Here is a 13396-nt window from a genome sequence, read left to right as displayed (position 1 = left end):
GGGCTCCGGGCGCAGATCAGACCGGCGCGGCACTCTTGCGGCGCCGCCCCGGCATGTGCTGCCGGGGATGGGGTGGAGCCTCGCGGCCGCCGGCTCAGATCTCGGCGAACGGATCGTCGATGAAGGGCGTCGCCTGGTGGAAGTAGAGCCGCCAGCCGCTCCCGGTCAGCCGCCACAGTGAACTGCGGTGGGAGCGCAGGCCCTTGGACTCCGTGTCGAAGGTGAGGTGCACCAGGTCCGGCGCGAGCTGGTCGCCCCGCATCCGTGACGCGGTGAGCGGCCCGGGGTGCGGGGCGCCCGGGGCCGGGTCGGTGAGCATGGCGATGATCGTGTCCCGCTCCCACAGCCGGCCGCTGGTGCCGATCTCGCGGAAGTCGGGGTGCAGCAGGGTGACCAGGACATCGGCGGAGGCCCGCACCACGGGATCGAGGAGCCGGATCTCACCCTCGATGGCTGCGGCCACTGCGGGCGAGGGCTCAGTCACGCGTCATCTCCACAAGCTTGACCACGGTGTTCCAGTTACGGCTGGTGGCGACGAGGCCACGTGTGAGGGCGGGCCGCCCGAGCGCCACGGCGAGCTTGGAGCGGCCGAGCCCCTCAGGCGCGTACAGATAGAGGGCGCGGTCCCCCAGCCGGAACTCCTCCGGGCGGAAGGACTCCGCGTCGAGCGGGGCGAACCGTGCCGCGTCGAGGGGCTTGTCGACGTAGGTGACATGCAGCTGCTTCGCCTCGAGCTCGGCGGCCGGAAAGGGACAGGAGCCGACCACTCCCGCGAGGTAGTCGCCCGAGCGGACCAGAACGTCGACCGGGAAGCCGAACCGTTCCTCGATCGCCCGCTCCAGCTCGGCGGCCAGGGTGCTCTCGTCGCCCGACGCACTGCGGAACACGGCGTTCCCGCTCTGCAGATACGTGGCGACGTCCTCGTGCCCCAGCTTCCCGAGCAGCGTACGGAGTTCCGCCATCGGGACCCGCCGGTGGCCTCCGACATTGATCCCGCGCAGCAGCGCCGCGTACATCGTGCTCATGATCCCACCTTAGGGCTTTCCACCGACAGGAGGCCGCCGCGCCCCGTGGGGGAGGGCGCGGCGGCCTCCTGCCTGTGCTGCTCGACCTACTCCACGATCTTCAGGAGCTTGTTCGCCGTGCCCTCGGTCGCGTTGGAGATGGCGTCCGGGGTGGCTCCTTCGGTGAGCGCCGTGGCGACCTCCTCAGGGGTGGCGTCCGGGTGTCCACCGAGGTAGACGGCCGCGGCGCCGACGACGTGCGGGGTCGCCATGGACGTACCCGAGATGGTGTTCGTGCCGTCGTCGCTGTCGTTCCAGTCCGACGTGATGTCCGAACCGGGGGCGTAGATGTCCACGACCGAGCCGAAGTTGGAGAACGACGACTGCTCGTCGTCCACCGTGGACGAGGCGACCGTGATGGCCTCGGGGACACGGGAGGGGGAGCCCTCGCCCGCGTCGCTCGACTCGTTGCCCGCGGCGACCGCGAAGGTGACGCCGGAGGCGATGGCCTTCTGCACCGCGGCGTCGAGGGCCGGGTCCGCGGTGCCGCCGAGGCTCATGTTGGCGACGGACGGGCCCTCGTGGTTCTCGGTGACCCAGTCGATGCCCGCGACGACCTGCTCGGTGGTGCCCGAGCCCGCGTCGTCCAGGACCCGGACGGCCACGATCTTCGCCTTCTTGGCCACCCCGTGGGACGCGCCGGCGATGGTCCCGGCCACGTGGGTGCCGTGTCCGTTGCCGTCGTCGGCGTCGTCGTCGTTGTCCACGGCGTCGAAGCCCGAAGTGGCGCGGCCCTCGAAGTCGTTGTGGGTGACGCGGACACCTGTGTCGATCACGTACGCGGTGACGTCCCCGCCCGCGGCGTCCGGGTAGGTGTACGCGCCGTCACCGGCGGTTTCGTCCTGGTCGATCCGGTCCAGCCCCCAGGACGGCGGGTTGTCCTGGACGGCGTTGACATGGAACTTCTTGTTCTGGACGACCTTGGAGACGGCCGGGTCGGCGGCGAGCCGCTTGGCCTCGGTCTCCGAGAGCCCGCTGGCGGAGAAGCCGTTGATGGCCGACTTGTAGTTCCGCTTGAGCGTGCCGCCGTACTCCTTGGCGAGGCCGGCCTTGTCGGCCTTCTGGTCCAGCATCACGATGTAGCTGCCGGAGACGGCTGTCGCCGCGTCCGCGCCGTAGACGGTACCCGTCGCGGGCGCCGGGGCGGCTCCGGCGAAGGGGGTGGTGAGCAGAGTGACACCGGCGGCAGCTGCCACGGCGGTTATCGCGGCGGTGAGCTTGACCGAACGCACGCGCTTGTGAATTGCCATGAAGAGGGGTCTCCTCGTCATTCTTTTGTGGGGGGATTGGCCCTCGGCCGGAAAATCTCCGGGGGCTGCCTCGAAACCCTGCTCGATTGACGCGCCCAGATCAAGACCTTCATGTAGCCGTCACGTACTCGGCTACCTTTCGTCACACAGAACCTGCGCACTCCACTCCATGTCGGGCAAACCGCCGGGCCCCTCCTCGAACACGGAGACCCATGCTGGTTCCGGACGGGTGAACTTGGCGCGATCCCGCTCGCATATCGCCACCTGTGGCGGCGCGACAGCCGTTCGCACGCCACCGGCGTGGGGCCGATCACCGGCGCCGGCCCCTACCCCGGCCCCACGGGGTACACCACTGCCGCGTACCGGCCGGAGAGCTCGAGCCGACTGGACCGGCTACACGTCGGCTTCCGGGTGGCAGGACTGCGGGAGGGGGAGGACGGCGCCGGCCTGATCGTCCGTGACGGGGCCGGCCACGCTTCACCTCTCTGACGGTGCGTCCGTCGGCCGGCACCGGGACGCCTGAGGCACGGCGTGGGTAGCCGCCCCCGGCGCCGGTCAGCCCTGCCGGGCGGGCAGTTCGGCCTCGATGAGGTCGGCTGCCCGCTTCGCGCCGCCCTCCCCCGCCATCTGCTCCTTGATCCGTACGAGCTTCGCCGCCACGTCGGGGTCGTCCACCAGAGCGAGCACCGCTCCACGCAGGGACGCGGCGTCGGCCTCCTCCTTCGGCAGGTGCCGGGCGACACCGAGGGCCTGGAGCATGTCCGCGTTGCCGAACTGGTCGACGGCCTGCGGGACCGCCACCATCGGGGTGCCGGTGGCGAGGCCCTCCTGGCTGCCGCCCGCGCCCGCATGGGTGATGAAGGCGTCCGCCTGCTTCAGCACGGACAGCTGCGGGACCCAGGAGTGCACCTCGACACTGTCCGGTACGTCCCCTAGTTCCGCCGGGTCGACATGGACGCCGATCTGCAGCACCACATGCCAGTCCGGCAGGTCACCGAAGGCCTTGACGCACTCGCGGTAGAACGCGGGCTCGTTGGTGAACGACGAGCCGAGGGAGACCAGCAGGACCTTCCCGGCCCCGGCCGGCCGCTTCCACTCCCCCTGGTCGGCGCGCTCACCCTGGCAGGCTCCGACGAAGGTGAACCTGTCGTGGTCCACCCGGTCGGCGTTCGGCTGGAGCGCCTCGGGGATGAGCACCAGGCCGCGGCGCGGCCGGGCCACGAAGTCGTCGGACGAGAGGTCGCCCAGGCCGTTCTCCGCGAGCCAGGCCGCGAAGCGCGCGTAGTACGCCCGGCCCCGCTCGGTCTGCTTCATCCCGGCGGTCGCGGGATCCCCGACCTCTGCCTCGTATCCCTCCCAGGGAACGAGGTTGGGCCAGAGCTGGACGGCGGGCACACCCCAGCGGTGGGCGAGGGCGCGAGCCGGGTAGGAGGTGATGTCGTGCAGGACGAGGTCCGGCTCGTCGCCCTCGAAGGCGTCGGCGAGCTGCGGCAGGGCCTGGATCGCGTCCGCGAGGAACGGTTCGAGGTTCTCGATCAGCTCGGTTCCCCAGTCCTCCGGATTGTCCTCCGTGGGCAGCACCGAGGTGTAGATCACCGGCTCCGCTCCGGTGGCGGCGATCCTCTCGGCGAACGAGGCCGGGATGGCGTAACTGACGCGGTACCCACGGGCGACGAGCTCCCGGATCACTTCGAGGCTCGGGTTCACGTGCCCGTGGGCGGCGATGGAGAACATGGCGATATGGGCACGCGGGGTCGGTGTCATGCCACCGACCTTAAACGAGACGATACGTCTCGTCCAGCTGATTTCCGGTTCTCCTCCCGGTGGCCTCTCAGCGCTGGTAGCGGGCCAGCACCCGGTTCCCGTCGTCGACCAGGCGTTTCCTCAGCTCCTCCGTGTCGATGGCCCCGCTGTAGTACTCCTGGAGCGCGGGCGTGGCGACCTTGTCCTTCCACTCGGGATAGCCGCGCACCGACTGCGCGGGGGCGGGACGCAGCGCGCGGGCGAGAGCGGTGCCCGTCGCCCAGCCGTTCTCCTCGGTGTGCAGCGCGGGATCGGCCAGCGCCTCGGCGCCGGTCGGCAGCATCCAGTCACCCCTGGCCAGCCGCACCATGTTCGGGGGGCGCAGGAGGAAGTCGATGAACTGCGCGGCCTCCTTCTTGTGCGGGCTGTCCTCCGCGACCGAGAGGGTCTGCGGGCTGACCCCCTGGGCGAGCCCTCCGCTGCCGGCCGGGGTGGGCAGGACTGTCCACTCGAAGCCCTCGGGGGCCTGCTCGACGACCTGCTGGCGGTAGGAGAAGCCCAGCGGGACCATGGCGTACTTGCCACCGAAGAACCCGGGGAGCGTGTCCGAACCGCCCATTCCGAGCGCCGAACGCGCGGCGCTGCGGTCGGAGTTGACCTGGTCCCTGACTGTGCCGGGCATGACCTGGTCACCCTCGCCGGACCGGATGGTCACCTTGCCGTCCGCGCCCCGGTGGAAGAGCTGCCCGCCGGCGGAGAGGCCCAGGTTGAGGGTGACGGAGACCGGTTCCTTGAGCGGCCAGGCGACGCCGTACGTCCCCTTCTTCGTCAGCTTCCCGGTGACCTGCCGGAATTCCGGCCAGCTCCAGGGCTTCTCCGGGGTCGGGATCCGGACCCCGGAGGCCTCGAGGATCTTCTTGTTGGCGATCAGGACCTTGGGCTCCTGGAGGAACGGCACCCCGTAGACGCCGCCGTCGAAGGTGGTGGTCGCCCAGGACTGCCGCGGGATGTCCTCGGTCAGCCGGTCCGGCAGCAGGGTCCGCAGGTCGGCGAGGTATCCGCCGTACGCGAAGTCCGCGAGGTCGTCGGAGGCATCGTGGATGATGTCGGGCGCCTCACCGCCCTCGAAGGAGGTCAGCAGCTGGTCGTGGACGTTGTCCCAGCTGCCCTGGACGTAGTCCACCTGGACGTCCGGGTGGGCGGCGTTCCACTCGCGTACGAGCTGCTTGTTGGCGTCGACGGACTCCTTCTGCCAGGCCAGCGACTGGAAGCTGAGCCGGATCGTGCCGTCCGCGTCCGCACCGCGGCCGCCCGCTCCCGAGCAGCCGGTCAGCAGGAGCGCGAGGGCGGTGGCCACCGCGGCGAGAGCCGGCAGGCGGCGGCGCATCAGTGCTTCACCGCCCCGGCCGTCAGCCCGCCCGTGATGCGCTTCTGGATGACCGCGAAGAGCACGAGCGAGGGGAGGGTGGCGAGGAACGCGGCGGCGGCGAGCGGCCCGAGGTCGGCCACCCCCTCCGCGCCGAGGAAGTGGGTGAGTACGACCGGCAAGGTCTGCTTCTCCGGTGTCTTGAGCAGGACGAGTGCGAAGAAGAACTCGTTCCATGCGGTGATGAACGCGAAGAGCGCGGTGGCGACGATCCCGGGGGCCAGCAGCGGCGCGGTGACCGAGATGAGGATCCGCGCCCTCCCCGCCCCGTCGACGGCGGCGGCCTCCTCCAGCTCGGGCGGCACGGCCCGTACGTATCCGGCGAGCATCCAGAGCGCGAAGGGGAGCGACCAGACGACGTACACCAGGATCAGCCCCCACAGCGAGTTGATCAGGTGCAGGTACTTGAGGACCAGGAACAGCGGAATGATCACCAGGACGAAGGGGAACGCCTGGCTGACCACGACCCACCCGGTGGCGGCCGTCGACAGCCGCCCCCGGTGCCGGGCCATCACATAGGCCATGGGGGTGGCGATGACGACGGCGATCAGGGCGGCGCAGAGCGCGGCGGTGAGCGAGTTGGCGGCGGCCCGGAGGAGCGGCTGCTCGTCGAAGGCCTGCCGGAAGTTGTCCAGCGTCGGGTCTTCGGGGATCCACGTGGGGTGCAGCGATCCGAGCTCACGGGCCGGCTTGAAGGCGGTGGAGACCAGCCAGAGGAAGGGGAACGCCAGGAAGACGAGGTAGCACAGGAGCGCGGCGTACTGCCCGGCGCGTGCGGTTCTGCCCGTACGGAGGCTCATGCGTCCTCGCCTCCCCTGAGCCGCCCGACGAGATAGAAGGCGAGGAGGACCGAGATGACGGCGACCATCACGCATCCCATGGCGGCGGCGTAGCCGAACTGTCCGTAGCGGAACGCCTCCTCGTAGGCGAATAGCATCGGCAGCCGGGTGCGGCCGCCGGGTCCTCCGCTGGTCAGGACGTAGACCAGGGCGAAGGAGTTGAAGTTCCAGATGAAGTTGAGCGCGCTGATCGCGAGTGCCACCGGCCTGATCGCCGGCCAGGTGACGGTACGGAAGCGGCGCCAGGCCCCGGCGCCATCGAGGGCGGCTGCCTCGTGCAGTTCGCCCGGGGTGTTCTGCAGACCGGCGAGCAGCGCCACGGCGGTCTGCGGCATACCGGCCCAGACGCCGACGACGATCACGGCGGGCAGCGCGGTAGCAAGTCCGGTCAGCCAGTCCCTGCCGTCCCCCAGCCCGAGATCACGGATGGTCTCGTTGAGGATGCCGGCGTCGGGGTTGTAGACCAGACGCCACATGATGCCGACGACGACCTCGGGCATGGCCCAGGGGATGATCGCCAGCGCCCTGGCGAGCCAGCGCATCCGCAGGTTCGCGTTGAGCAGCAGGGCGAGGCCGAGAGCGAGCACGAACTGCGGGACCGTGACCCCGACCGCCCACAGCAGGCCGATCCGGAAGGAGTCCCAGAACAGGGTGTCGTGCAGGAGGTCCTGGAAGTTGAGGACACCGACCCACTGCGTGGAGCGGGTGCGGCCCGACTGCGCGTCGGTGAAGGCCAGCAGGATGCCGTACAGCAGCGGGCCGACGCTCAGGATCAGGATCGGGATCAGTGCGGGCAGCACCAGGAACCAGGTGGCGCCGTCCCGTCGGCGGCCTTCACCCCGTCCGCCCTGCGGGCTCTTGCGCCCGGACCGCGTCACCGCGGTCGCCAGTGTCATGAATTCGACCCCTTTTACCTCATGGGGTCTGTTTCATCCCCGTATCGCCACCCAAGCGCCCCCGTCATCGTGCTGACGGACCGCCCGTTCGTCAAGGTGGCCTGCGAGGATGAGAAAATCGGGCCATGGACGACATGCGTGCGCGCGAGGTACTGACCGCCGCCGGACTGCCCGCCGGTGCGGAGCTCCTCGCGCTGGGCGAGAACGCGGTGTTCGCCGCCGGCGACCTGGTGGCCAAGGTGGGCCGGGACGCCACACACCACCCGGAGCTCCGGGAGCGGGCCGAGCGCGAGGTGGCCGTGGCCCTGTGGCTCGCCGGGTCGGGCGTACCCGCCGTACGGGCCGCCGAACCCCGGGCCCGCCTGGTGGACGGCCACCCCGTGACCCTGTGGCACCGGCTGCCCGACGCCGTACGCCCGCCCGAACCGCGCGACCTGGCCCCGCTGCTCACCCAGGTGCACGCACTGCCCGCCCCGGAGGGCTTCACGCTGCCGCCCCGTGAGCTGCTGGGCGGCGTCGAGCGCTGGCTGCGGCTCGCGGGGGACGCGATCGATCCGGCCGACGCCGACTACCTGCGGGGCCGGCGCGACGGCTTCGCGAAGGCCGCGGCGGCCCTCGCCCCGCATCTGCCGCCGGGTCCCGTGCACGGCGACGCGCTCCCCCGCAATGTCCATGTCGGCCCGGACGGGCCGGTGCTGGTCGACCTGGAGACCTTCTCCGCCGACCTGCGTGAGCACGACCTGGTGGTCCTCGCACTCTCCCGCGACCGCTACGGCCTGCCCGCCGAGGCCTACGACGCGTTCACCGAGGCGTACGGCTGGGATGTACGTGCCTGGGAAGGATGTGCGGTGCTGCGCGGCGCCCGCGAGACGGCGAGCTGTGCCTGGGTGTCCCAGCACGCCCCGGCGAACCCCAAGGCGCTCGCCGAGTTCCGGCGCCGGGTGGCGTCACTGCGCGAGGACGACCCCGAGGTGCGCTGGTACCCGTTCTGAACGGCGGGCTCCCGAACGCGGCCCCCCGCGCGCGACATCGCGGGGTCGGGGCACCGTGAGGCACGTCTGCGTATGCTGCCGGTTGTCTGTGTCGATCCGAATGATACGGATCACCGCGAAATGGAGCTTGTCATGACCATAACCCGCCTGCCCGTAGTGACCTGGAGCCTGGCGACGGTGGCCGCAGGCGCGCTCCTCGTCGGCTGCTCGGGCTCGGTCTCCATCGGAGATCCCAAGCCGAAGAAGTCCTCCGGTGCGGCCGAGTCCGAGGACTCCGCGGGAGCGTCCCCCAAGGTGGCCGCGGCTGAGCTGGGCGACACGGTGGCCGAGAAGCTGGCCGCCACGACGGGCCAGCCGAAGCCGGACGTCACCTGCCCCGACGACCTCGTCGGCAAGGTCGGCACCACCACCCGTTGCACGCTCACGGCAGGCGACGGCAGCACCCTTGGCGTCACGGTCACCGTCACCGCGGTCAACGGAGAAAAGATCGACTACGACATCAAGGCCGACAACACGCCCACCCCGGCCACGAACTGACATCCAGGCTTCCACTGCGCCGGAGGGCTCTCCGGCGGACAGCCCTCTCCCGGAAGGCGCCGGTCGACAGGGTCATCGCATCCGGGGGATCAGCGGCCAGGCAGCCTCGACGACTGCCGCCGGGTCCGCGGTGCGCCGCAGATAGGCCTGTAGGGAGAGCGACTGCTCGGCCGCCGCGCGCACCTGGAGACCGTGCAGGTCCTCCAGCGCCATCACTCCGACGGGCTGGTGCTTCTCCCCCATGCGCCGCACCACACGGGCTGCGGCCACGGCGTCCGCCCTCGCGTCGTGCGCGTCGTCCAGCGACACCCCGTAGTGGGCGCACAGCGCGTGGAGGGCCCGCTTCCCCTTCCGGTACTTGTCGACGTGCTTGTCGATCACCAGCGGATCGATGACGGGCGAGGGCGCGTCACCCAGGCGCTCGCTGACCGACCCGACCGCGTACCGCCGGCACTCACGGTCGAGCAGGGACAGGTCGTACCGAGCGTTCATCACCACCAGTGGTGTCCCCGAGCGCAGCCCGCCGGCCACGGCCCGTGCGATCTCATCGATCGCGGACGCGGCCGGCATCCCGTGCTCGCGGGCGCGTTCCGTGGAGATGCCGTGGATCGCCGACGCCTGCTCGGGTATGGCCACACCGGGGTCCAGCAGCCAGGTCCGCTCCTCCGACACGGAGCCGTCCGCCTCGAGCCGGACGACCGCCGCCGTCACGATGCGGTCGGTCTCCACGTCCGTGCCCGTGGTCTCCAGGTCGAACGCCAGCAGCGGCCCGCTGATCCAGCTCATCCCGTATCTCCTTACTGTGGTGCGCTCCCCCAAGTGATGACCACCTTCGCACGCACCACTGACAACGCCGGAAGAGGCGTCACGAGACGGGTCTGGAGTCCGTCCACACCGACTCGAACTCCTCGCGGTAGGTCTCGAAGAGGCCGTGCTCACTGTCCTGCCCCGCCCTGACCACCGCTCGCCCTCCGCCCCGCAGCACCAGCACGGGCGCCTCCATGCCGCGTGCGCGCCGCAGATACGACTGGACGACCCCGACCGCGTCGGCCCCGTCGCCGTCCACCAGATACGCAGTGAAGCGCGGCGTCTCGTCGAAGACGTGGATCTGGAAGGCGCCCGGATCGCGGAGCTTGGAGCGGACCCGGCGCATGTGGAGGATGTTCATCTCCACGGAGCGGCTCAGTTCGCCCTTCTTGAGCCCCAGTTCGCGCTCCCGGCGCTTGACCGCGCTGCTCGCCGGATTGATGAAGAGCAGCCGGACCCGGCAGCCCGACTCGGCCAGGCGCACCAGCCGGCGTCCCGAGAAGTTCTGCGTGAGGAGATTGAGCCCGATCCCGATCGCGTCCAGCCGGCGCGCACTGCCGAACAGGTCCTCGGCCGGCAGCTGACGCTGCAGCCGCACCCGGTCGGGGTGGACGGAGACCACGTCGGCGTAGCGGTCCCCGACCAAGTCCTCCACGGCGTCCACGGGCAGCCGGTCGGCGGAGGGGACCGCGGCACCGTTGCCGAGGATCTCCAGGAGCCGCGCGGAGGCGCGTTCGGCCTGGGCCAGGACCGCCTCGTTCAGCGCACGGTTGCGGGAGACGACGTTGCGCGCCACCTCCAGCTCGTCCAGCGCGAGCTCCACCTCACGGCGGTCGTCGAAGTACGGCTCGAAGCAGGGCCAGTGCTGGACCATCAGCTCCCGCAGCTGCGGCAGCGTGAGGAAGCTCAGGACGTTGTCGTCGGCCGGGTCGAGCAGATAGCCCTTGCGGCGCGAGACCTCCCGGACCGCGACGGCGCGCTGCACCCACTCCTGCCCCGCGGGTCCCGCGGCGGCCACCACCCAGTCCTCGCCGTGCACAGAGTCGTAGATCGGCCTGATCACGGCGGAGACCACGGCACGCAGCCGCTGTTCCACCAGATTCAGCCAGATGTACGCCCGCCCGGCGCGCTGGGCCCGGGTGCGGACCTCGTTCCAGGCCTCCGCTCCCCAGTTCAGATCGGCACCGATCTCCATGGGCTGTGCGAGGGAGACAGCCCCCGGCGGGGCATCGGTCGATTCCCCCTCGTGACCCGCGTCACCTGGGGGCAGCTCGAACCCTCCCGAGCTCACCCGCGTACCGCCTTCCACTCCCCCACCAACGATCAAGGAAGGGTACTCCGGTAGCGGGAGCCGGTGCAGCAGGATGCACAGGCTCCTTACTCAACTCCCCTGATCCGGGGGCGCGTTCCTTGCGGTGAGATCGGATGGAGTGAGATGGTTCATAGTGATTGCGCACCCCCTCGCACGCCGCATACCGGACGGAGGAGCTGCCCGGGGCCCGGGCCCCCTGTCCGGGCGACACCGAGGTGTACCGGGTTGACCGGCCCGGCGGGATCGCACGACGGAACCCGGCCGCACCGGTCGACGTACTAGGTACAGGACCGTCTTTCGGGGAGTATCGGGGCGAAAACCCCCAGCACCCGGATCAGAAGTGGAAGAGTCCTATCTATGCAGGTCTGGCCGGGACACGCGTATCCCCTGGGCGCCACGTACGACGGCGCCGGAACCAACTTCGCGGTCTTCTCGGAGGCCGCCGACCGGATCGAGTTGTGCCTCCTGCACGACGACGGTTCAGAAACGGCGGTGGAGCTCCGCGAGACCGACGCCTTCGTCCGGCACGCCTATCTGCCCGGGGTGATGCCGGGGCAGCGTTACGGCTTCCGGGTGCACGGGCCGTACGAGCCGCAGTACGGACAGCGCTGCAATTCGGCGAAGCTGCTCCTCGATCCGTACGCCCGTGCGATCTCGGGGCAGATCCAGTGGGGCGAGGCGGTGTACGGCTACCCGTTCGGCAAGCCGGACGAGCGCAACGACCTCGACTCGGCACCGCACACGATGAGCTCGGTCGTGGTCAATCCGTACTTCGACTGGGGTGACGACCGCCGCCCGCGCACCGACTACCACCGCACGGTGATCTACGAGGCTCATGTGAAGGGCCTGACGATGCTTCACCCGGGCCTTCCCGAGGAGCTGCGCGGCACCTACGCGGCACTCGCGCACCCCGAGATCATCGCCCATCTGACGGAGCTGGGCGTCACCGCGATCGAGCTGATGCCGGTGCACCAGTTCGTCCAGGACCACCGTCTGGCCGACGCCGGCCTGGCCAACTACTGGGGCTACAACACCATCGGCTTCTTCGCCCCGCACAACGCCTACGCCTCCTGGGGCGACCGCGGAGAGCAGGTGCTGGAGTTCAAGCAGGCGGTGAAGGCGCTGCACCAGGCGGGCATCGAGGTGATCCTCGACGTGGTCTACAACCACACCGCCGAGGGCAACCACCTCGGTCCGACGCTCTCCTTCCGGGGCCTGGACAACGCCTCGTACTACCGCCTGGCCGAAGACCAGAAGTACTACATGGACACCACCGGCACGGGGAACTCCCTGCTGATGCGGTCGCCGCACGTCCTCCAGCTGATCATGGACTCGCTGCGTTACTGGGTGACCGAGATGCACGTGGACGGCTTCCGCTTCGACCTGGCGGCGACACTCGCACGTCAGTTCCACGAGGTGGACCGGCTGTCCTCGTTCTTCGACCTGGTGCAGCAGGACCCCGTGGTCAGCCAGGTGAAGCTGATCGCGGAGCCCTGGGACGTGGGCGAGGGCGGCTACCAGGTGGGGAACTTCCCCCCGCTGTGGACCGAGTGGAACGGCAAGTACCGGGACACGGTGCGGGATCTGTGGCGCGGCGAGCCCCGGACCCTCGCGGAGTTCGCCGGGCGTCTGACGGGCTCGTCGGACCTCTACCAGGACGACGGCAGACGCCCGCTGGCCTCGATCAACTTCACCACCTGCCACGACGGTTTCACGCTGCACGACCTGGTCTCGTACAACGACAAGCGCAACGACGCCAACGGCGAGGGCAACCGGGACGGCGAGAGCCACAACCGCTCGTGGAACTGCGGGGCGGAGGGCGAGACCGAGGACAAGGAGGTCCTGGAGCTGCGCAGCCGTCAGATGCGCAACTTCATCGCCACGCTGATGCTCTCCCAGGGTGTGCCCATGCTCAGCCATGGCGACGAGTTCGCCCGGACGCAGCGGGGCAACAACAACGGCTACTGCCAGGACAACGAGCTCTCCTGGGTCCACTGGCCCGACCCGGCCGCCGCCTCGCACGCCGAGGACGGCGACGAGGACGGCGGCTCCACGGACACGAGCCTGCTGGAGTTCACCCGGTCCATGGTCTGGCTCCGCCGCGACCACCCGGTCTTCCGGCGCCGGCGCTTCTTCCACGGCCGTCCGGTGGAGGGCACCCACGACGAGTTGTCGGACATCGCGTGGTTCACCCCCAGGGGTGCGGAGATGACCCAGCGGGACTGGCAGGCCGCACACGCCAAGGCCATGACGGTCTTCCTGAACGGCCACGCGATCTCCGAGCCGGGGCCACGCGGGGAGCGGATCTCCGACGACTCGTTCCTTCTCATGTTCAACGCGGGCGCCGAGACGCTGGAGTTCGCCGTCCCGATGAACCACGGCAAGCAGTGGCAGGTCGTCGTGGACACGGCGATCCCGGACGGGGTGCCGCCGGGGGCGGGCCCCAAGGTGTCGGCGGGCGAGCGGGTGACGCTCGTCGGTCGGAGCCTCACGGTGCTCAAGCGTCCGGCTTAGACCGAAGGGGTGACCG

The 13396-nt window shown here is 70.2% G+C and carries 12 protein-coding genes; 3 read left to right on the top strand and 9 right to left on the bottom strand.

Annotated elements, in window-relative coordinates:
- Positions 1-94: 94 nt before the first annotated feature.
- The 7 genes from ACIREO_RS20885 to ACIREO_RS20855 form a co-directional block, all read right to left on the bottom strand.
- Positions 95-484, bottom strand: a complete 390-nt coding sequence (locus ACIREO_RS20885; protein WP_404112242.1) for a DUF4440 domain-containing protein — start codon at positions 482-484, stop codon at positions 95-97.
- Complete coding sequence (locus ACIREO_RS20880) at positions 477-1025, bottom strand: DUF1697 domain-containing protein (RefSeq protein ID WP_404112239.1); 549 nt, start codon at positions 1023-1025, stop codon at positions 477-479. Before ACIREO_RS20880 ends, ACIREO_RS20885 begins: the two co-directional genes overlap by 8 nt.
- A gap of 86 nt (positions 1026-1111) precedes the next feature.
- A complete protein-coding gene (locus tag ACIREO_RS20875) occupies positions 1112-2314 on the bottom strand; it encodes a S8 family peptidase (RefSeq protein WP_404112236.1) in 1203 nt (400 codons plus the stop codon).
- Between the two features lie 555 nt (positions 2315-2869).
- Positions 2870-4078, bottom strand: a complete 1209-nt coding sequence (mgt, locus tag ACIREO_RS20870) for a macrolide-inactivating glycosyltransferase (protein ID WP_404112233.1) — start codon at positions 4076-4078, stop codon at positions 2870-2872.
- A gap of 67 nt (positions 4079-4145) precedes the next feature.
- Positions 4146-5444 carry an ABC transporter substrate-binding protein gene (locus ACIREO_RS20865; protein ID WP_404112231.1) on the bottom strand — a complete coding sequence of 433 codons (1299 nt, stop codon included), beginning with the start codon at positions 5442-5444 and terminating at the stop codon, positions 4146-4148.
- The gene (locus tag ACIREO_RS20860) at positions 5444-6283 is read right to left on the bottom strand and encodes a carbohydrate ABC transporter permease (protein WP_404112228.1); all 840 of its coding nucleotides are present in this window, start codon (positions 6281-6283) and stop codon (positions 5444-5446) included. Before ACIREO_RS20860 ends, ACIREO_RS20865 begins: the two co-directional genes overlap by 1 nt.
- Positions 6280-7218 (bottom strand): carbohydrate ABC transporter permease, encoded by a 939-nt coding sequence (locus ACIREO_RS20855; protein WP_404112225.1) that lies wholly within the window; start codon positions 7216-7218, stop codon positions 6280-6282. The genes ACIREO_RS20860 and ACIREO_RS20855 overlap by 4 nt, the downstream gene beginning before the upstream one ends.
- A gap of 125 nt (positions 7219-7343) precedes the next feature.
- Here ACIREO_RS20855 and ACIREO_RS20850 point away from each other — a divergent pair, with 125 nt between their 5' ends.
- Both ACIREO_RS20850 and ACIREO_RS20845 read left to right on the top strand, forming a co-directional pair.
- Entirely contained in the window at positions 7344-8210 is an 867-nt protein-coding gene (locus ACIREO_RS20850) for a phosphotransferase (protein ID WP_404112222.1), read from the top strand.
- A gap of 132 nt (positions 8211-8342) precedes the next feature.
- Positions 8343-8747, top strand: a complete 405-nt coding sequence (locus ACIREO_RS20845) for a DUF4333 domain-containing protein (protein WP_404112219.1) — start codon at positions 8343-8345, stop codon at positions 8745-8747.
- Positions 8748-8819: 72 nt separating this feature from the next.
- On the opposite strand, the gene ACIREO_RS20840 is transcribed toward ACIREO_RS20845, so the two are convergent.
- Both ACIREO_RS20840 and ACIREO_RS20835 read right to left on the bottom strand, forming a co-directional pair.
- Complete coding sequence (locus tag ACIREO_RS20840) at positions 8820-9533, bottom strand: 3'-5' exonuclease (protein ID WP_404112216.1); 714 nt, start codon at positions 9531-9533, stop codon at positions 8820-8822.
- A gap of 79 nt (positions 9534-9612) precedes the next feature.
- A complete protein-coding gene (locus ACIREO_RS20835) occupies positions 9613-10845 on the bottom strand; it encodes an SAV2148 family HEPN domain-containing protein (RefSeq protein ID WP_404112213.1) in 1233 nt (410 codons plus the stop codon).
- A 378-nt stretch (positions 10846-11223) separates the two neighbouring features.
- Here ACIREO_RS20835 and glgX point away from each other — a divergent pair, with 378 nt between their 5' ends.
- Positions 11224-13380 carry a glycogen debranching protein GlgX gene (gene glgX, locus ACIREO_RS20830; RefSeq protein WP_404112210.1) on the top strand — a complete coding sequence of 719 codons (2157 nt, stop codon included), beginning with the start codon at positions 11224-11226 and terminating at the stop codon, positions 13378-13380.
- Positions 13381-13396: the final 16 nt, after the last annotated feature.

Origin of the sequence: Streptomyces sp. NPDC102441 (assembly GCF_044765585.1) — a bacterium.
Classification (GTDB): Bacteria; Actinomycetota; Actinomycetes; order Streptomycetales; family Streptomycetaceae; genus Streptomyces.
This window is presented reverse-complemented; position numbering and strand designations above follow the sequence as displayed.